The 19,200-nt window shown below is 68.0% G+C and carries 20 protein-coding genes; 12 read left to right on the top strand and 8 right to left on the bottom strand.

Annotated elements, in window-relative coordinates; translation table 11 throughout:
• Window positions 1-21: 21 nt before the first annotated feature.
• The 4 genes from mrdA to HN018_RS17470 all read right to left on the bottom strand — a co-directional run bounded on the left by mrdA (window position 22) and on the right by HN018_RS17470 (window position 4,727).
• A complete protein-coding gene (gene mrdA, locus HN018_RS17455; protein WP_171832888.1) occupies window positions 22-1,965 on the bottom strand; it encodes a penicillin-binding protein 2 in 1,944 nt (647 codons plus the stop codon).
• Between the two features lie 7 nt (window positions 1,966-1,972).
• Window positions 1,973-2,536 carry a rod shape-determining protein MreD gene (gene mreD / locus HN018_RS17460; protein WP_171832887.1) on the bottom strand — a complete coding sequence of 188 codons (564 nt, stop codon included), beginning with the start codon at window positions 2,534-2,536 and terminating at the stop codon, window positions 1,973-1,975.
• Window positions 2,537-2,548: 12 nt separating this feature from the next.
• Window positions 2,549-3,589 (bottom strand): rod shape-determining protein MreC, encoded by a 1,041-nt coding sequence (gene mreC / locus HN018_RS17465; RefSeq protein WP_171832886.1) that lies wholly within the window; start codon window positions 3,587-3,589, stop codon window positions 2,549-2,551.
• Between the two features lie 91 nt (window positions 3,590-3,680).
• Window positions 3,681-4,727, bottom strand: a complete 1,047-nt coding sequence (locus HN018_RS17470; RefSeq protein WP_171832885.1) for a rod shape-determining protein — start codon at window positions 4,725-4,727, stop codon at window positions 3,681-3,683.
• A gap of 322 nt (window positions 4,728-5,049) precedes the next feature.
• Here HN018_RS17470 and HN018_RS17475 point away from each other — a divergent pair, with 322 nt between their 5' ends.
• From HN018_RS17475 to HN018_RS17485, 3 genes are all read left to right on the top strand, one after another.
• On the top strand, window positions 5,050-5,292 hold the full coding sequence (locus HN018_RS17475) for a hypothetical protein (protein WP_204259564.1): 243 nt from the start codon (window positions 5,050-5,052) through the stop codon (window positions 5,290-5,292).
• Between the two features lie 12 nt (window positions 5,293-5,304).
• Complete coding sequence (locus tag HN018_RS28720) at window positions 5,305-5,820, top strand: YMGG-like glycine zipper-containing protein (RefSeq protein ID WP_239478785.1); 516 nt, start codon at window positions 5,305-5,307, stop codon at window positions 5,818-5,820.
• Window positions 5,821-6,100: 280 nt separating this feature from the next.
• On the top strand, window positions 6,101-7,378 hold the full coding sequence (locus HN018_RS17485) for a cation:proton antiporter (protein WP_171832884.1): 1,278 nt from the start codon (window positions 6,101-6,103) through the stop codon (window positions 7,376-7,378).
• Window positions 7,379-7,423: 45 nt separating this feature from the next.
• Here the strand turns inward: HN018_RS17485 and purD are convergent, their stop codons facing one another.
• Entirely contained in the window at window positions 7,424-8,737 is a 1,314-nt protein-coding gene (gene purD / locus HN018_RS17490; protein WP_171832883.1) for a phosphoribosylamine--glycine ligase, read from the bottom strand.
• A 69-nt stretch (window positions 8,738-8,806) separates the two neighbouring features.
• On the opposite strand from purD, the gene xseA reads away from it, so the two are divergent.
• Window positions 8,807-10,381, top strand: a complete 1,575-nt coding sequence (gene xseA, locus HN018_RS17495; RefSeq protein WP_171832882.1) for an exodeoxyribonuclease VII large subunit — start codon at window positions 8,807-8,809, stop codon at window positions 10,379-10,381.
• A 3-nt stretch (window positions 10,382-10,384) separates the two neighbouring features.
• On the opposite strand, the gene HN018_RS17500 is transcribed toward xseA, so the two are convergent.
• Window positions 10,385-10,777 (bottom strand): hypothetical protein, encoded by a 393-nt coding sequence (locus HN018_RS17500; protein WP_172443488.1) that lies wholly within the window; start codon window positions 10,775-10,777, stop codon window positions 10,385-10,387.
• 98 nt (window positions 10,778-10,875) lie between these two features.
• Between HN018_RS17500 and HN018_RS17505 the strand changes: the two genes are divergently transcribed.
• The 4 genes from HN018_RS17505 to HN018_RS17520 all read left to right on the top strand — a co-directional run bounded on the left by HN018_RS17505 (window position 10,876) and on the right by HN018_RS17520 (window position 12,724).
• Complete coding sequence (locus HN018_RS17505) at window positions 10,876-11,268, top strand: BA14K family protein (protein ID WP_239478787.1); 393 nt, start codon at window positions 10,876-10,878, stop codon at window positions 11,266-11,268.
• A gap of 97 nt (window positions 11,269-11,365) precedes the next feature.
• A complete protein-coding gene (locus HN018_RS17510) occupies window positions 11,366-11,815 on the top strand; it encodes a DUF4112 domain-containing protein (protein WP_239478789.1) in 450 nt (149 codons plus the stop codon).
• The gene (locus tag HN018_RS17515) at window positions 11,812-12,111 is read left to right on the top strand and encodes a hypothetical protein (protein ID WP_171832880.1); all 300 of its coding nucleotides are present in this window, start codon (window positions 11,812-11,814) and stop codon (window positions 12,109-12,111) included. Before HN018_RS17510 ends, HN018_RS17515 begins: the two co-directional genes overlap by 4 nt.
• A 7-nt stretch (window positions 12,112-12,118) precedes the next feature.
• Complete coding sequence (locus tag HN018_RS17520) at window positions 12,119-12,724, top strand: septation protein IspZ (RefSeq protein WP_171832879.1); 606 nt, start codon at window positions 12,119-12,121, stop codon at window positions 12,722-12,724.
• Window positions 12,725-12,763: 39 nt separating this feature from the next.
• Here the strand turns inward: HN018_RS17520 and HN018_RS17525 are convergent, their stop codons facing one another.
• Window positions 12,764-13,447 carry a GcrA family cell cycle regulator gene (locus HN018_RS17525; RefSeq protein WP_171832878.1) on the bottom strand — a complete coding sequence of 228 codons (684 nt, stop codon included), beginning with the start codon at window positions 13,445-13,447 and terminating at the stop codon, window positions 12,764-12,766.
• Between the two features lie 119 nt (window positions 13,448-13,566).
• The gene (gene rnd / locus HN018_RS17530; protein WP_171832877.1) at window positions 13,567-14,745 is read right to left on the bottom strand and encodes a ribonuclease D; all 1,179 of its coding nucleotides are present in this window, start codon (window positions 14,743-14,745) and stop codon (window positions 13,567-13,569) included.
• Between the two features lie 101 nt (window positions 14,746-14,846).
• On the opposite strand from rnd, the gene aspS reads away from it, so the two are divergent.
• The 4 genes from aspS (at window position 14,847) to HN018_RS17550 (ending at window position 19,185) form a co-directional block, all read left to right on the top strand.
• Entirely contained in the window at window positions 14,847-16,688 is a 1,842-nt protein-coding gene (gene aspS / locus HN018_RS17535; protein WP_171832876.1) for an aspartate--tRNA ligase, read from the top strand.
• 87 nt (window positions 16,689-16,775) lie between these two features.
• A complete protein-coding gene (locus HN018_RS17540; protein WP_171832875.1) occupies window positions 16,776-17,642 on the top strand; it encodes a cell envelope integrity EipB family protein in 867 nt (288 codons plus the stop codon).
• On the top strand, window positions 17,636-19,021 hold the full coding sequence (locus tag HN018_RS17545; RefSeq protein WP_239478791.1) for an amino acid permease: 1,386 nt from the start codon (window positions 17,636-17,638) through the stop codon (window positions 19,019-19,021). The genes HN018_RS17540 and HN018_RS17545 overlap by 7 nt, the downstream gene beginning before the upstream one ends.
• The gene (locus tag HN018_RS17550) at window positions 19,018-19,185 is read left to right on the top strand and encodes a hypothetical protein (protein ID WP_171832874.1); all 168 of its coding nucleotides are present in this window, start codon (window positions 19,018-19,020) and stop codon (window positions 19,183-19,185) included. Before HN018_RS17545 ends, HN018_RS17550 begins: the two co-directional genes overlap by 4 nt.
• Window positions 19,186-19,200 lie beyond the last annotated feature (15 nt).

The following is a 19,200-nucleotide window of genomic DNA, read 5'->3' on the forward strand; positions in this document are numbered from 1 at the left end:
GCGGGCGGCTTTCGGCCGGTCTCAGATCGCGTCGGCGACCCGCTGTCCCGGCGCTTCGCGACGGTTGGCCGGATCGCGGGTGAGCGTCACGGTCATGATGTCGCGGGCGAGTGGCGCTGCGACCTCGGCGGCTGCGTTGCCGTGCTCCACGACGATCGCGGCCGCATAGCGCGGTGCGTCGTACGGCGCGAAGCAGATGAACAGCGCGTGCGGCCGGAACTCCCAGGGCAGCTTGGCCGAATTGAAATGGCCGCTCTCGCGCAGCCACCGGCTGACCCGGCGAACCTGAGCCGAGCCGGTCTTGCCCGCCATCTGGATGCCGGCGAGCGATAGCCGGGCTTTCGGCGCCGTGCCGTGTGGCTCGTTCACCACCGCATACATGCCAGCCCGCAACGCGGCCAGATGGGCTTCCGGCAGCCCGAGCTCGGGCCAGTGCAGCGGGTTGCCGGCCGGCTGTATGACGCCGTTGATCTGGCGGGTCAGATGCGGCTGCACCGCGCGGCCGGTAGCGATGCGGGACGCGTAGGTCGCAAGCTGCAGCGGCGTCACCTGGACGTAGCCCTGGCCGATGCCGCTGACGATGGTGTCGCCGCCGTTCCAGTGCCTTCCCTTGGAATGCTGCCACGCCGGAGTCGGGATCAGTCCGATGCGCTGGTGCGGCAGCTCGATGTCGAGCGACGTGCCGAGGCCGAACCGGTGCGCGGCCGCGGCGATCGCATCCATGCCGGTACGGCGGGCGGTCTCGTAGAAGAACACGTCGCAGGAGAACTTGATGCCGCCATGCAGGTCGAGCGAGCCGTGCCCGTGCTTGGCCCAGCAATGGAAGCGGGTGCCGCCGACATCGAGGTAGCCGGGGCAGAAGATCCGGTCGGACGGCGACAGGCTGCCGGACTGCAACGCCGCCATTGCGACGGCCGGCTTGAAGGTCGAGCCGGGCGGATACAGGCCGGCGACGCTCTTGTTGATCAGCGGCGTACGCTGGTCGTTGGTCCACTCGACCCATTGCGCCTGGCTGACGCCGGAATCGAACAGGCTCGGGTCGAACGACGGCGTGCTCACCATCGCCAGCACCTCGCCGTTGCGGCAATCCATCACCACGGCGCTGGCGGACTGGTCGCCGACATAGCCGAGCACCGCCTGCTGCAGGCCGAGATCGATCGAGAGGCCGACCGCCTCGCCCTGGATGCCCTCGCGACGGTTGATCTGGCCCATCACCCGGCCAACGGAATCCACCTCCATCTGCACCGAGCCGGCGGTGCCGCGCAGGCCGACATCGTGGAACTGCTCGATGCCGGCACGCCCGACCCGCATGCCGGGCAGAGCCAGGTTCGGGTCGGCAGCGACATCCTTCTCGTTGGGAGGCGCCACGTAGCCGACCACATGCGCCAGCAGCGGGCCCTGGGGATACAGGCGGGTGGTGCCGACATCGACCAGGATTCCGGGCAGGTCGGGCGCGTTGACCTCGATCCGCGCCATGTCGTCCCAGGTCAGGAAGTCGCGGACCACCACCGGGATGTATTTGCGGCCGTGCTTGAGTTCGCGGGTGATACGGGCCCGCTCGTGCTCGTCCAGCGGCAGGATGGCCGAGAAGCGGTCGAGCGTGGCGCCGACGTCGGTGGTCTTCTCCGCCAGGAGCAGCGCCCGCCAGTTGACCTTGTTGCCGGCCAGGCTCGCGCCGAACCGGTCCAGGATGCGGCCACGCGGCGGCGAAAGCATGCGCGTGTTGACACGGTTGTTTTCGGCAAGTGCCGCGTATTTCCGGCCATCGGCCACCTGGAGCCGATAGAGCCGGTCGCCGAGCGCACCGAGTGCCCCGACCTGGGCCGCCATCAACAGCAAGGCCCGCCGGGTAAAGATTCCGCGCGACGGGCTTTCCTTCGGGGCACGACCCGGGCGGACGCCTTTGGCGCGCGACTTCCCCGAAAACAGTCGCCCCGGAAGCAGGCCTCTGGGCAGCCGCTTCATGATGCGGCTACGCCAGCGTGGGGTCGGCGATGCCGCGATGCGCCCAGGTAAACAGCGCCGAAAGCAGCGGATAGAGGCCGGTGGCGAGTGCCAGTTCGAACAAGGCAGGTTGCGGCGGCAACAGTCGCTGGCTGAACGCCGACATCAACGCCCAGTCGAGCCCGATCACGCCGGCAGCCACCAGCAGGAACACCATCCAGACCAGCAGAAACCCCTGTCGGGCCAGTCCATGACGCCAGCCGAGCCCGCAGGCATGCACGATCAGCAGCGTCAGGATGGCGATACCCGGCGGCGAGAAACTGAGCAGGTCGTAGAGCAGGCCGAGCATGAACACGACCGCCGCCGGCATCGAGGCCGGCCGGAACACCGACCAGAAGAACACCGAGGCCATCGTGGTGCCCGGCAGCAAAGCCTGCTGTTCCGGCAGGCCCAGCGGCGCACACAGCAACAGCACCAGCAGCACGCTGAAGGCGGCCGGAAGCGCACGCCGGCCCGCGGCGTCGAGGCGGCGCCAGATGGTCGGCCGTGGCCTGATGCCCGGATGCCGTTCCGGGCGTGGCTGTCGCGACATTCAGGAAGTCCTTCACCCGCGTTCGATCACAGCCGCGGCCGTGCCGGTATCGATCGGCAGACGGCCGGGCCGGGTGACCGGTAACGCTCCGTCGCCGGGCGCCTCGATGCTGTTGGCCGATCCGCGGATAAGGTTCCTGGATCCGCCGACCGCACCCTTGGGCACGGTATGCTGGCTGCTTCCCCCGGAGGCCGGCCGGCCCGGCGAGTCCGGTGGGGTGATCGCGGCAAGGCCATAGTCGAACAGCCTGACCACCACGACGTGACCGAGTTGGGCATAAGGTTCGACCACCGGATTGTTCGGGCCGATATAGTGGACGGTGCCGACCGGAAGCCCGGCCGGGAACACATTGGTGACGTTGTTGGTCACGACGCGCTCGCCTTCCTCGGGATGCACGTCTTCGGGATAGCTGGTCAGGCGGGGCGCGGCCGCGTTGGTCCCTTCCATGATCGCCGCCGCATGAGACGATTCCAGCGACACCGGGACCCGGCTGCTCATGTCGGTGATCAGCATGACGCGTGCCGAGCGCGAACCGACCTCGGTGACCCGTCCGACCAGTCCGGCCGCATCGACCGCGACCATGTCCTTCGACAGGGTGACGTGGTTCGCCAGGATCTGGCCGGGAGCCACCGACAGCAGGATCGAACGTGCATAAAACTGGCTGGTATCGGCCACCGCGCGGGCTGTGACGAACGAGGGCGCCGGTTCGGGGATCCAGTTCAGGTTGGCTTTCAGCGTGGCGTTCTCTGCCTGAAGCGCCATCGCGACATCATACCAGCGACGAAGCTTCAGGTTTTCCTCCCGCAGACGCTGGTTCTCGGCAGAGACCGCGACCAGGTGGCGGGTCTCGCCGGCAATGCCACGCAGCCCATCGATCGGGCGTGCCAGCAGCGAATAGAGCGGCGCCACCGCATCCGACATGGCGACCCGCGCCTGTTCGGCGACGCGGCGGTCGGCCTGGCCCAGCAGCATGACACAGCAGGCCAGGGCCACGAGCAGCGGCAGCGTCAGCTTGGCCAGAGCCTGGCGCAGCTGGATCGACAGACGGAACACCGCATCACCTCCGCCTTGGCCTCAGGCTCGCCGTGCCATTGGCACGCAGTCCGGGCTCTCTAGTTCCCGTCGAAATGGACGATCTGGAACGTTAATACATCGTTGTGAGCACGTTGCGCAGCCGCTTCATTTCCTCAAGGGCCCGCCCGGTGCCGAGTGCCACGCAGGATAGCGGATTTTCCGCCACCACGACCGGCAGGCCGGTGGCATCACGGAGCACCTCGTCGAGCCGATAGAGCAGAGCGCCGCCGCCGGTGAGCACGATGCCCTTGTCGACGATATCCGCCGCGAGCTCCGGCGGGGTGTTCTCGAGCGCGGTTTTCACCGCATCGACGATCTGGCTGACCGGCTCGGCAAGGGCCTCGGCGATATGGCGCTGGCCGACCACGACCTCCCGCGGCACCCCGTTCATCAGGTCGCGGCCCCTGACTTCCTTCCAGGGGCCATACTCGTTCTCGTCGTCCGGCGGCTTGGCGGCCCCGAGCTCGATCTTGATCTTTTCCGCCGAGCTCTCGCCGATCAGGAGGTTATAGTTGCGACGGATGTAGGAGATGATCGCCTCGTCCATCTTGTCGCCACCGACCCGTACCGAGCGCGCATACACGATGCCGCCGAGCGAGATCACCGCGACCTCGGTGGTGCCGCCGCCGATATCGACGATCATGCTGCCGGACGGTTCGGTCACCGGCAGGCCGGCGCCGATCGCGGCGGCCATCGGCTCCTCGATCAGCAGCACTTTGCGGGCGCCGGCGCTCTCGGCGCTCTCCTGGATCGCGCGGCGCTCGACTGCGGTCGAGCCGGACGGCACGCACACGATGATCATCGGGCTGGCGAAGCTGCGGCGGTTGTGGGCCTTGCGGATGAAATGCTTGATCATCTCCTCAGCGACCTCGAAGTCGGCGATAACCCCGTCGCGCAGCGGCCGGATGGCGGTGATGTTTCCGGGCGTGCGGCCGACCATGCTCTTGGCCTCGTTTCCGACCGCCAGCACCTGCTTCTTGCCGCGCACATCGGCGATCGCCACCACCGACGGCTCGTCGAGCACCACGCCGCGGCCCTTGACGTAGACCAGCGTGTTGGCAGTGCCGAGATCGATGGCCATGTCGTTCGACATCAAGCCCAGCAGGCGAGAAAACATCCGCGACTCCGAAAATAGGACTGCGTCCCGGTCGGGATACGCAGGATCAAACGCGAGAATGTCGGCTGTCTCATGGTCGGCGAGCAGAACCACCGGGCGCGCACGGCTTAGCGGGGCCTCAACCGGTGAGCAAGCATTGCTTCCACGATAGCGGTGGATGATCACAGCCGCGTGAGGTGATACTCTGCCACCGTTTCGACCTGTAACAGCCACGATCTCACCGCGTTGTGAAGTTTATCTGGTTCGTGATCGTCAGGTTCGTCGGCGAAACGCCGTTCGGGGATCCTGCGGAACGGCAGGTTAAATTGGGGATAATAAAAACATGTTGCGCAAAATCACGATGATCACCGCTGCCGCAGGCCTGTCGCTCGGTCTCGCTGCCTGCGACCCGTATAGCCCTGGCCAGCGCGCGGTCGGCGGCGGCTTGCTCGGTGGTGCCGGTGGCGCCGCGATCGGTGGCATTGCCGGCGGCGGCAACGGTGCGTTGATCGGCGGCCTGGCCGGCGGCGCGCTCGGCGCAGTCGGTGGTGCCGCCACCACGCCGACCCGTCGCAGCGGCTACTAACAGGAGCCGAGCATGTCCCACTGCCTGAACATGAGGCCTCGCCGGAACGCTCTGCTGGGTGGTCTGGCCGTGACCGGGCTTTTGTTGACCGGCTGCACCGATCCGTATGATCCGGGTCAGCGGGCTGTAGGCGGTGGACTGCTCGGGGCCGGAGCCGGCGCTGCACTCGGAGCAGTCGCCGGTGGCGGCAGGGGTGCGGCAATCGGTGCACTGGCTGGTGGCGCGGTCGGTGCGGTCGGCGGTGCGGCGACGACGCCGTCCCCCGGGTATGGCCAGGGTGGATATGCCCAGCCAGTCTATGCACAGCCGCAATATGTCCAGCCCGGCTACGCTCAACCTGAATACCAGCAGCAAGGCTATGCCCAGCCTGGCTATGCTCAACCCGGTTATCAGCAACCTGGCTATGCCCAGCCCGGTTATGCACAGCCTGGCGACGCTCAGCCCGGTTATCAGCAACAAGGCTACGCCCAGCCTGGCTACGGACAGGAACAACCGGGACCGCAGCCGGGCGAGGGGTACGCTTACTGATCTGATCGCTGCCTCCGGTGGCGGGCATCGTGCTCATCACCGGGGTATCGAGCGGGAGCGGCCGGGCATCTGTCATCGCCTGTGCCGGACCTGATCTAATCGTGCATCCCGGAGGCCGCGATGCCTCCACCTGCCACGGACTGTCGCGGCGTATTTTGCTCGCGCGCCGGTGCATCGCCGGCTCGTCGACCTCATCGGTCCTGCGGTGGTGCTGGACAGCATCGGCCGGCTGATTCCCCCGCACCCGCGAACCTGCGGGCACCGACACGGTTCAGCAACGATGGATGACATCGCCTACCCGATCCTGCTTGCCGGCCTTGGTGCGCTGGCCCTGCTCGTGGCATGGCTGCCGCTGGTGCTGAAAAGCCTGCCGCTGTCGTTGCCGATCCTGTGCGTCGGCCTTGGCTACGCGATTTTCTCGATCCCGGGCGTGCCGCTGCTGCTCGACCCGCTGGCGCCCAGCGGCGGCGCCGAGCACCTGGCCGAGCTGGTGGTGCTGATCTCGCTCATGGGCGCGGGCCTGAAGCTGGACCGGCCGGTGAGCTGGCACGGCTGGACGGTGACCTGGCGGCTGATCTTCATCACCATGCCGGTGTCGATCGCCTTCCTGACCATACTCGGCTGGTGGATGCTGGGACTGGGCTTCGGCGCCTGCCTGCTGCTGGGCGGGGCCTTGGCGCCGACCGACCCGGTGCTGGCGGGAGATATCCAGGTCGGGCCGCCCGGCAGCGGCGAGACCGACGAGGTGCGCTTCTCGCTCACCTCCGAAGCCGGGCTGAACGATGCGGCCGCATTCCCCTTCATCCTCCTGGCGCTCGGCATCGTCGGGCCGAACACCACCTGGATCAGCCACTGGTTCGAAGTCGACGTGGTGCTGCGCACGGTCATCGGTCTGGCGATCGGCTTAGCCGGGGGCAAGCTGCTCGGCTGGCTCGCGTTCCGTATTCCCAAAGTCGCGCAGCTCTCGAGCACCGGCGAGGGCTTCGTATCGCTGGCGGCAACGCTGCTGGTATACGGGATCTGCCAGATAGTCGGCGGCTACGGCTTCGTCGCGGTGTTCCTGACCGCGATCACCTTCCGGCACATGGCGCACAGGCACAAATACCACAAGACGCTGCACGGCTTCGCGGAGAGCGTCGAACACCTGCTGACGATGGTCGTATTGCTGTTGCTGGGCGGGGCGTTCGCGCATGGCCTGCTGCAGGCGCTGCAGTGGCAGGACGCCGCGTTCGGGCTGATGGCGGTGTTCGTGCTGCGACCGCTCGCCGGCATGATCGGGCTGACCGGTCTGCGCCATCGCAGCAGCGGGCGCGCCTGGTTCTGGGACGAACGCGCCATCATCAGCTTCTTCGGGATCCGCGGGATCGGCTCGATCTACTACCTGGTGTTCGCGCTCAACCACCATGCCTGGGCCGCGCAGGCCCGGATGCAGGCGATCATCGGCTTCATCGTGCTGCTGTCGATCGTGATCCACGGCATCAGCGTGACCCCGGCAATGGGTTGGCTCGACCGGCAGCGACGCCGGCGGCCCTCAGCACCACTATCGATCGCGGAGTGACGGGCCGGGGGATCGATTCGCCATCCATTTGTCCATCCAATCCGATCAGGTCCGGGACGTGGCGATCTCCAGGTCGGCGGCGAGGGCGCGCTGAAGAGCCCTGACGCCGATGTCGCGGCGCCAGATCGCGTCGGGCCAGTCGATCGCGGCAACGCCGGCGTAGGCCGCATCGCGGGCGGCTTCCAGGGTCGGCGCGGTCGCCACCACCGTCAGCACGCGGCCGCCGTTGCCGACCAGGGTGCCGGCGGCGTCGTGCGTCGTGGCCGCCTGGAACACCCGCACGCCGGTCATCGCCTCGGCCCGCTCGATGCCCCTGATCGGCGCGCCGGTGGCGGGAGTGCCGGGATAGCCCCGGCCGGCCATCACCACGGCAACCGACGCCTCGTCGGCAAAGCGCAGGTCGGCCCGGGCGAGCGTGCCGTCGCACATCGCGACCAGTGCCGGCAACAGGTCGGTACGCAGTCTCGGCAGCAGCGCCTGCGCCTCGGGGTCGCCGAAGCGGATATTGTATTCGATCAGCTCCGGACCGCGCGTGGTCAGCATCAGCCCGGCGAAGATCACCCCGCGGAACGGCGTGCCGCGACGGACCATCTCTCGCAGCATCGGCCGCACCAGCAGGTCGAGCGCCTGCTCCTGCGTGGCGGGATCGAAGAAGGCGGGCGGCGACACGGCGCCCATGCCGCCGGTGTTCGGGCCGGTATCGCCCTCGCCGATCCGCTTGTGGTCCTGGGCCGCACCGATCAGCACCGCGGTCTCGCCGTCGCAGAACGCGAACAGCGACACCTCGTCGCCTTCCAGGCACTCCTCGATCACCACCGAGACACCAGCCTCGCCAAGGCTCGACTGCTCCATCATCGCGCCGATCGCCGCTTCCGCCTCGGCCACCGTCTGCGCCACGACCACGCCCTTGCCCGCCGCCAGCCCGTCCGCCTTGACCACGATCGGGGCGCCGCGGCGACGCACGAACGCACGGGCGGATGCGGCATCGTCGAACCGCTCCCAGCGCGCGGTCGGGATGCCCGCGGCATCGCAGATTTCCTTGCTGAAGGTCTTGCTGCCCTCGAGCCGCGCGGCCTGGGCGGTCGGTCCGGCACAGGCGATGCCGGCCACCAGGCAGGCATCGGCGAGCCCCGCGACCAGCGGCGCCTCAGGGCCGGGGATCACCAGGTCGATGCGCTCGGCCGTGGCGAAGGCGACCAGCGAAGGGACATCGTCCACCACGATCGCGACATTGGTGCCGAACAGGGCGGTGCCGGGATTGCCCGGGGCGGTGAACAGCGCGTCGAGCGCCGGTGACCGGCTGAGCGTCAGCGCCAATGCGTGTTCCCGCCCGCCCGACCCTACCAGCAACACTCGCATCAGCCGCTCCCTGTCGATGACGCCGCAACGCCTCTCGCGATGCGCGCGGCTCTATCATACCCTGGCCGGATGGACGAAGCCGCCTCCCCCAACTCCGGCAATCTGACCGAATACAGCGTCTCGGAGATATCCGGCGCGGTGAAGCGCGTGCTGGAGGGCAGCTTCTCGCGGGTGCGGGTGCGCGGCGAGATCACCGAGTTCAAGCGCTACCCGTCCGGCCACCTGTATTTCTCGCTCAAGGACGAGGGCGGCAAGATCGCCGGCGTGGTGTGGCGCAACAGCGTCGCCCGGCTCGGGCTGGTGCCGGAGAACGGACTGGAGGTCGTGGTCACCGGCCGGATCTCGTCCTACGGCGAGCGGTCCTCATACCAGCTCATCATCGAGCGCATGGAATATGCCGGCGAAGGCGCGCTGCTGGCCCGGATCGAGCGGCTGCGGCAGACGCTGGCCGCCGAGGGCCTGTTCGACGCCGCGCTGAAACAGAAGCTGCCGTTCCTGCCCAGCCTGATCGGCCTCGTCACCTCGGCGCAGGGCGCTGTGCTTCACGATATCCGCACCACCATCGCACGCCGGTTTCCGCGCAGCCTGCTGCTCTGGCCGGTGCCGGTGCAGGGCGAAGGCGCCGCCCTCAGGATCGCCGCCGCCATCTTCGGGTTCGACCGGCGCACCGGCACCGGCACCGGCATCCCGCGTCCAGACCTGCTGATCGTGGCGCGCGGCGGCGGCAGCCTCGAGGACCTGATGGCGTTCAGCGACGAGGCCGTCCTGCGGGCGGTCGCCGCCTGCCGCATCCCGGTCATATCTGCGGTCGGGCACGAGACCGACACCACGCTGATCGATTTCGTATCCGACTGCCGCGCGCCCACGCCGACGGCCGCCGCCGAACTCGCCGTGCCCGCCCGGGCCGAGCTGGTCGCCGACCTCGCGCATCGTGCGGCACGGCTGGAAAGCGGCATCGTGCATCTGAACCGGGGCCTGCGGCTGCGGCTCGATCGCGCCGCCGGGTTGCTGCCGGACCTGCCGACGCTGCTCGGGCACGTGCGGCAGCGCCTCGACGATCGCCTGCACCGTCTGGACCTGGCACTGCCGAACCTCTTGCATGCGCGCCGGGCGGCCCTCGCCGCGGGCGGGGTCCTGCCTGACCTGCCCGGACACCTGGCCACGCGCCGGCGCGACGTCCGCGAGCTCGGTCATCGGCTGGCGCTTGCCCTGCCGGCGCTGACCGCGGCGCGACGGACGGCGCTGGTTGCGGCCGAACGCCACATGCCGTCGCCGCACGGGCTGATCGGGATCCATCGCGGCCGCGTCGCGGTGGCGGCGAACGGACTGCAATCCGGCCTGCGCCAGACATTGCGGGATTCTGGTGCCACGCTCAGGCGCCACCAGGTCAGTCCGGCGCCGCTGGCCGGGATGCTGCGCGAACGACGGGCGGTGCTGGACGGGTTGTCGGCGCGACTTGCCTCGATCTCGCCGATGACGGTCCTGTCGCGCGGCTACGTCCTGGTTCGCGACCAGGACGGGCACGCAATGACGGAGGCAGCCTCGCTGCGCGCGGGCATGCGGCTGAGCCTGACCTTCGCGGACGGCGAGCGGCAGGTCCGGGTGGAGCGAGACCCGACGTCGCAGGGCGCGCTCGCCCTGTAGCCGCTACTTGTAGGTCTTGCCGTCGTAGATGACGAAGCCGACCGGGCTGTGGGTGAAGTGCAGCACCGGCAGGCCGGGATCGTTGACGCCGGCGGTCGCTTGCGCGGCGGGAATGAACATGCCCTGCAGCTCGACCGGGGTGCCCGGCTGGAACGGAATATCCTGGCCGATGCCGCCGTCGGTGATGCGGATCGCCACGAAGACATTGCCGGCGTAGCTGAAGCCGTCGCCGTTCAGGCTGGTCAGTGCGTCGATCCAGAGCTGCTGGTGTTCGGCGTCGGCCACCCTCACCCGGTCGCCGAACAGCTTCACGACGGTCGCCGAGACATGCCTCAGCGTGCCGGCGCCGGTACCGTCGGGGTTGCGGAATACGAGGTTGGGCATCTGGTCGGTCAAGGCGGTGGCCCTCATGATGGTAGGCTGGCGAGGCAACGCGCAACGCCGGCGCAGCGTTCGAACCGATAGTGGGTTCGCATGAAGAACGGGAGTGGTCGATGGCCGGTGGTGCGATGCGGGCAGGCTTGGGATTGATCGTGGCGCTCGGAACCGGAGCGTCGCTGGCGGGCTGCGCGGATACGCCAGCAACGCCAGCGCCCGCGGGGCCGGTCGCCGCGGTGACATCCGACACGCCCGACGCGGCCGGCGGCATCGTGCTGCACCCGACCACAGGCGGCGACGGAACCGCCCCGGTGATGCTGGTCAACGATCCGTCGGCCCCGCTCGATACGAAGCTGTGCGGAATGGCCGCGCGCGAAGCCAACGCCATCGGACAGACCCTGCTCAGCCGACAGTATGCGACCGTCGGAATCTGCAGCAGCTATGCCTGCTACGATCCGGCGACTGCGACCTATATCGGCGCCGACGGCTACCGCCATGTCTGTCGGTGAGGCGGCGAATTCGGCCCGGTCGTAATTGATGGTGCGGAGCCGACCACCACATCATGGCTTGGCGCCTTCAACTGCCGATCAACCCCGGAGCCCACCCATGATCGCATCGCCGAAAGCCGGCCGCTTCTTCACGCCGGGGAACGGCCCCTCCGCCAGTTCCGGCACGAGACGTGCAGCCGGCGGAGCGCCATTATCCTCGATGGACCGTGCGCGGCGTCTGGCCCGGATCCGGCGCCTGGCCTGGCTGCTCGATGCGGCCGTGAAGGTGCCGGGTACGAAGTTCCGCTTCGGCCTGAACAGCGTGGTCGGTGCGGCCCCGGGTGTCGGCGACGCGGCGATGGCGGCGGTGTCGCTCTATATCGTCTACGAGGCCTACCAGCTCGGCCTGCCGAAGCAGCAGATCGCGCGCATGGTCGGCAACGTCGCGGTGGAGGCGGTCGCGGGCTCGGTGCCGATCCTCGGCGACCTGTTCGACGCGGCATTCAAGGCGAACCTGCGCAACATCGCGTTGATCGATGCCCATGTCGGACCGGAGGGTCGCGCATGAAGCGGGCGCTCCTGGTTTTCGTCCTTATCGGCACCGTCACGGTCGCGCAGGCGCAGACCAATCCCGGCTCGACCGGCGCCGGGCAGGCCGCCGTCGCGCCCCGCGATCCCGGCGCGGCCACCACCGGCACGCTGCCTGCACGCCAGCACAAGATGGACGACACGGTCGACCGGATCGACCAGCATCTGCTGAACGCCGAAAAGGATAGGCCGGCATTGCCGGGACAGGCGCCTTCGCCGTCGCAGACGGTGCAGGGAGGAACCGCCGCGTCATCCGGGGCTTCGCCGCCGCGCTGATCCGCAGATGATGGACAAGCTCAAGAGGCTGCTCGGCACCGCCGCATTCGATTTCGGCGGTGTCATTGTTTTCTACGCGTTGCTGGCCACCCTGGGCCTGCGCGCCGCAATCGCCGGCACGCTGGTGTTCGTGCCGATCGACGCCTACCGCCGGCACAAGCTGAAGATCGGTTTCCCACGGCTCTATATCCTGTCCACCGCGATGGTCCTGATATTCGGCTCGATCGACGTGTTCTCGAAACGGCCCTTCATGCTGAAATACGAGGGCGCGGTGACCGAGACGATCGTCGGCATCGCCTTCGCGCTCGGCTCACGCGGACGCTCGATCATCGAGGAACTGGTGCTGCAACAGCAGCCGGACCTGATGTTCCCGCACTTGCGGCGGTTCTTTCAGCTCATCACTCGCTGCTGGGCGATCTATTATTTCTGCATGGCGTGTTTTTTTCTGTGGGTGAGCCAGCACTTCACCCTGGTCCACGCCGTCGGGATCAGACAGGTGACCAGCCTCGTCGGCGCCGGCGCGATGGCGCTGTTCAGCTTCAGCGGGAGCTTCGCGTTCCGAATATTCCAGTCGCTGGGGCTGTTGCCGGCGGACGCGGAAGTCCACGAATAGGCAGGCTTGGAGGGAGTGCCACCGGCGCTCCCCATTGGATCAGGCGACGCTGTCGCGTCGATCCCGCAGTTTCACATAGGCCAGCGCCGCGTGCTCGGAACAGTATGGCTTGTTGGCGACCGGATCGGCGCCGCAGAACCGGAACTCCTTCGTGCCGGGATCGCCCAGCGGCCAGCAACAGGCCATCCCACGCCGGCGCGGTGTGGACGGCGCATGACCGCGCACGGTCTCCTCTGCCTCGATCGGCGCCACCGGAGCCGGTCTCGGCGCGGTCGGCGCGATGCGCTCGACGCTTGCAACCAGGCGTTGCGCAACCGGCAATGCGGCCGGGCGAAGCTGGTGAACAGTGGCCGCCTCACGCACCGGCACGACCGGCTTCGGAAGCTCGGCAGACGTCGGGATCGCATATGGCGCGACCGCCATGGCTTGTATCGCATCGACGTCGCGATCGTTCGACGGCATTCCGAATGAAGGCGACACGGGCAACGCTGTCGGTTGCCGGCCCAGATCTGCCACGGGCACCGGGCGACGCGGCTGCTCGCTGCCGTCCACCGTCTCCAACCCCTTGCGGATTGGCGAGGGTCGCGGCGAGAGGATCAGCCGGTGCGCCTTGCCGACCACCGCGTTCTTGGTGATCTGCATCCGCCGGCCGATCTCGGCAGTCGACAGACCTTCCTGCCAGAGGCTCCGTAGACGGGAAATAGACTCATCGTTCCACTCCATCTTCGTGCTCCTCCAACCCGGTGAGGGTCATTGATAGACTAAATACGGGGGTCACTCAATCAAATGACCACATAATGTTGTGGACAAGTCGGTGCGTAACGTCGGGCCAACCGGTTTAATCAGGGGCGTAACAACCTGATCCGCCGCCCATCGACGCCCAGTGAGATTTGTCCCGCCTTGAGAGACAAAGCGTCGTTTCCGAATACCTCGCGCCGCCATCCATGCAGTGCTGGGATCTCCGGTTCGGCCTCGATCGCCAGCCGGTCGATATCGTCCGAGGACGCGAGCAGTCTCGGGGCGACGTCATGCTGTTCGCACTTGGCCGCCAGCAGGACCTTGAGCAGCGATACCAGGGCCGGCGATGGCCTGGGCCCGTCCTTGCGCGGTGCCGCCGGGAGGCTGTCCTCTGGCAGGGCCTGGGCTGCCGCGATCGCCTCGAGCAGGCCGATGCCGCTGCGGCCGTCGGCGAAGCCGCGGCTGACGCCGCGCATGGCACTCAATGCGTCGGCATTGGCTGGGGCGGTGGCGGCGATCTCGAGCAGGCTCTCGTCCTTGAGCAGGCGCTGGCGCGGCACGTTGACGCGCTGGGCCTCACGCTCCCGCCAGGCGGTGATCCCGCGAAGCACACCGAGCATGCGGCGATTGCCGGTACGTGGGCGCAGCCGCTCCCACAGGCCGTCCGGATCGGGACGGAAGGTGACCGGATCGGACAGGCAGGCCATTTCCTCGCCGACCCATTCCGCCCGGCCGTCGCGCTCGAGCCGCTCGCACAGCTTCACATAGACATCGCGCAGATGGGTGACGTCGGCGGCGGCATAGGCGATCTGCGCCGGCGACAGCGGCCGCCTGGACCAGTCGCTGAAGCGGTGCGCCTTGTCGATCTGGCCGCCGGTCAGCGCCGACACCAGGCTGTCGTAGCCGACCTGGTCGCCGAAGCCCGCCACCATGGCAGCGACCTGGGTGTCGAACATGGCGACCGGCAGCCGGCCGAACTTGTAGAGGAAGATCTCCAGGTCCTGCCGGGCGGCGTGGAACACCTTGACCACGGCCGGATCGTCCAGCAACGGTGCCAGCAGTTGTAGGTCGAGGCCCTCGGCCTCCGCGTCGATGATCGCCACCTCGCTCTCGCCGGCGAGCTGCACGACGCACAGCTCCGGCCAGTAGGTTCGTTCCCTGACGAACTCGGTATCGATGGTGACAAAGCGTTCGCTTCGGAGTCTTTCGACGACCGCGGCCAGATCGTCGCTCGCGGTGATCAACTTGGGCTCCGGAAACCGGGCCCGGGCAGGACGTGACATGCTCCACCCTCTACACGGGCCAGCCTCGACGGGGAAGCGGCTTGGCTTCCAGCAGTGATGCGGATAGTGAGCGCTCACTCTCCGTGTCAGGACTTTCGGCCATGCATGCCTATCGTACCCACAACTGCGCAGCGCTCCGTGCCGCCGATGCCGGGCTGACGGTCCGCCTCTCCGGCTGGGTACATAGCAAGCGCGACCATGGCGGGCTGCTGTTCATCGACCTGCGCGACCATTTCGGCATCACCCAGATCGTGATCCCGGCCGGCTCCGAGCTGCTGGCGATCGCCGAACGCGTCCGCGTCGAGAGTGTGCTGACCGTCACCGGCGACGTGGTCCTGCGCGAGGGTGCCACCGTCAACCCGAAGCTGCCGACCGGCGAAGTCGAGATACGCGCCGGGACGATCGAGGTGCAGTCCGCCGCCGCGGTGCTGCCGCTGCAGGTGGCTGGCGCCGAGACCTATTCTGACGAGCTGCGGCTACGCTATCGCTACCTCGATCTGCGCCGCGACCGCGTCCACAAGAACATGATGCTGCGGGCCGGGGTGATCGCGTCGTTGCGCCGACGCATGATCGACCAGGGCTTCACCGAGTTCCAGACGCCGATCCTCACCGCCTCCTCGCCCGAAGGCGCCCGCGACTTCCTGGTTCCGTCCCGCAACCACCCGGGCAAGTTCTATGCGCTGCCGCAGGCGCCGCAGCAGTTCAAGCAGCTCCTGATGGTCGCCGGCTTCGACCGCTATTTCCAGATCGCGCCCTGCTTCCGCGACGAGGCCGCCCGCGCCGACCGCTCGCCGGGCGAGTTCTACCAGCTCGATTTCGAGATGAGCTTCGTGACCCAGGAAGACGTGTTCGCCACGCTCGAACCGGTGATGGCCGGCGTGTTCGAGGAATTCGGCCAGGGCCGCACGGTCGATACGTTTCCGTTCCAGCGCATCGCCTACGACACGGCACTCGCCGAATTCGGCTCCGACAAGCCGGACCTGCGCAACCCGCTGCGTATCACCGACGTGACCGAAGCTTTCGCCGGATCGGGCTTCGGCCTGTTCGCCAAGATCGCCGCGTCCGGCGGCCAGGTGCGTGCGATTCCGGCGCCGGGTGGCGGCGGACGGCCACGCTCGTTCTACGACAAGCTGAACGAGTGGGCGCGCGGAGAAGGCGCCGGCGGGCTCGGCTACATCACCTTCGACGCAGACGGCGCCAAGGGCCCGATCGCCAAAAACCTGGAGCCTGAGCGCTGCGAGGCGATCCGTACCGCCTGCGGCGTCGGTCCCGGGGATGCGGTGTTCTTTGCCGCCGGTCCACGCGAGGGGCTCAAAGGCATGGAGACGATCAAGTTCTCCGGCGCCGTGCGCACCCGCATCGCCAACGAACTGTCGCTGATCGAGACCGACGCGTTCCGCTTCTGCTGGGTGGTCGACTTCCCGATGTTCGAGCTGAACGAGGACACCGGCCTGATCGATTTCAGCCACAACCCGTTCTCGATGCCGCAGGGCGGGCTCGACGCGCTGAACTTCCAGGACCCGCTGACCATCAAGGCGTTCCAGTACGACATCGTGTGCAACGGCATCGAGCTGTCGTCAGGCGCGATCCGGAACCATCGCCCGGACGTGATGATCCGCGCCTTCGAGATCGCCGGTTATCCGGAGAGCGAAGTCGAGGCCCGGTTCGGCGGCATGCTGAACGCGTTCCGTTTCGGAGCGCCGCCGCATGGTGGTTCGGCGCCGGGCGTCGACCGGATCGTCATGTTGCTGGCGGACGAGCCGAACATCCGCGAGGTCATCCTGTTCCCGCTCAACCAGCAGGGCGAGGACCTGATGATGGGCGCACCCGCCGAGGTGTCGGAAATCAGGATGAAGGAGCTGTCGCTGAGGACGGTGCTGCCGCCGGCCAAGCCGGTATCCGGTGCCACGTCCCCGGTGGTGCCGGAGACGAACCCGGACTGACACACGACCAGGCACCGCCGCACCGGCCTGTAGCGGATTTTCTTCCGGTGCTACGCTGGCACCGACCAGATCCGGAGTGTCAGCCGCATGCATAGACCGACTGTCCATGGGCGTGCCGCTTTGCCCCCGCTAGCTGCCGGATTTCTGGTTGCGGCGTGCTTTGTCGTCTCGTCCGGAGCAGCCCGTGCGGCTCCCGCAATGGTTCCGGGGCACGAAGCCACCGGTCCGGTGCCGCTCGCGGCGCACCGCGCGGTGTACGATCTGGCGCTGGCGTCGACGCATGGCGGCAGCACCGTGGCGGCGTCGGGGAGCATGAGTTTCCAGGTGATCGATGCCTGCAGCGGCTGGGCCAGCCAGCAGCAGCTCAAGCTGCAGCTCGTCACGCGCGAGGGACAGGCCAGCGACATGGTCTCGGACTACGCCACGCTCGAGAGCAAGGACGGCAAGCACCTCACCTTCGACATGCAGGAGCGGGACAATGGCAGCCTGACCCAGCAGGTGCGCGGCGAGGCCAGCGTCGATGCCAAGGGCGATGGCGTGATCCACTTCACCCTGCCGCACCCGTCGACCATGTCGCTGCCGCGCGGCACCCTGTTCCCGATGGCGCATACCGAGGCGATCATCCAGGCCGCGCGCGAGGGCCGTAAAAGCATCGATCCGGTACTGTTCGACGGTACCAGCGCGGACGGTCCGACCGACAGCTACGTGACCATCCTCGGCTGGCACGCGGCGCCGTCTGACAGCCAGTATCCGAGCCTGGCATCGCAGGCATCCGGCCGGGTGCACGTGTCGTTCTTTGCCCGCAAGCCCAGCACCATCACGCCCGACTACGAGCTCGGCATGCGCTACTTCGAGAACGGCGTATCGGACCGGCTCGACATGAATTTCGGCGAGTTCACCATGCACGGCACCCTGAGCAGCTTCACCCCCACCACGAAGCCGCGCCATTGCTGAGCGACGCGTCCCGCCCCGGCATGGCGCCGGCCGAACTCGCCACCCTCTCCCACAGCCTGCGGCCCCGCCACGTCACCATGATCTCGATCGGCGGGGTGATCGGCGCCGGGCTGTTCGTCGGCAGCTCGGCCGCGATCGCCGGCTCCGGCCCGGGCGTGCTGCTGAGCTACCTGCTGGCCGGCACGGTGGCGCTGCTGGTGATGCGGATGCTGGGCGAGATGGCGATCGCCGAACCGGGCGCCGGCTCGTTCATCGGCCATATCAGGCGCGGCCTCGGCGGCCGGGCCGCATTCGTCGCCGGCTGGATCTACTGGCTGTTCTGGGCAATCGTCGTGGCGGCGGAGGCGATCGGCGGGTCGGCCATCCTGTCGGCCTGGGTGCCGCTGCCGCGCACGGTGCTCGGACTGCTGCTGGTGCTGTCGATGACCGCGACCAACCTGGTTTCGGTGAAGAGCTACGGCGAGTTCGAGTTCTGGTTCTCGACGCTGAAGATCCTGGCGATCGTGGTGTTCTGCGCGGTGTGCATCGCGGCGCTGGCCGGATTGTTCGGCCCCGGCCAGGCCAGCGTGAGCCACCTCTGGACCGGCGGCGGCTTCCTGCCGCACGGGATCGGCGCGGTACTGGCGATCATCCCGACCATCGTCTTCCAGTATACCGGCAGCGAGATCGCGACGGTGGCGGCGGCGGAATCGAACGATCCTGGGCGCAACGTCGCCCGTGCCACCAACACGGTGGCGCTGCGGGTACTGCTGTTCTACCTGAGTTCGGTTTTGCTGATCCTGTGCGTGGTGCCGTGGCGCGAGCTGGTTCCGGGGCACTCGCCGTTCGTTGCGGCGATGGACCGGCTCGGCATTCCGGGTGCTGCCACGGCGATGTCGATCATCGTGCTGGTCGCGGTGATGTCGTGCCTGAACTCGGCACTGTATGTGACCTCCCGGGTACTGTTCGAGATGGCGGCGCATGGCGACGCGCCGCGCTGGCTGGTGCGCACCGGGGCCGCCGGCGTGCCGAGGCGGGCGATCATCGCGGGCAGCGCAGTCGGCGTGGTGGTGGCGATCGCCTCGACGATCTCGCCTGACCGGGTGTTCGCCTTCCTGCTGAACGCGTCCGGTGCGCTGATCCTGTTCGCCTACCTGCTGATCGCGCTGGCGCAGATCCGCCTGCGCACGCGGATGCAGCGCACCGGACAACGGCCGGCCTTCGCGATGTGGCTGTTTCCCGGCCTGTCCTGGGCGACCATCGCAGTGATCCTGGCCGTGCTCGCCGCAATGGCATTCGATGCATCCACCCGGCCGCAGATCGTGCTCGGCAGCCTGACCGTGCTGGTGGTCCTGGCCTTGTACGAGATGTCCCACCGCAACCGGAGAGCCGCATCATGACCGATACGCCCGCCCATGACTGGCTGCTGCCGCGGCTGCAGCAGATGCTGATCGAGGCCGAGCAGGCCGGCATCGATCGATCGGTCGCCGTGGCCGTGTTGACCGACCTGATCACCGGCACCGGGTTCAACCCGACCCATCTGTCGAGCGATATCGACGCCTGACCACGAACAGAAAGC

Source organism: Lichenicola cladoniae (assembly GCF_013201075.1).
GTDB lineage: Bacteria > Pseudomonadota > Alphaproteobacteria > Acetobacterales > Acetobacteraceae > Lichenicola > Lichenicola cladoniae.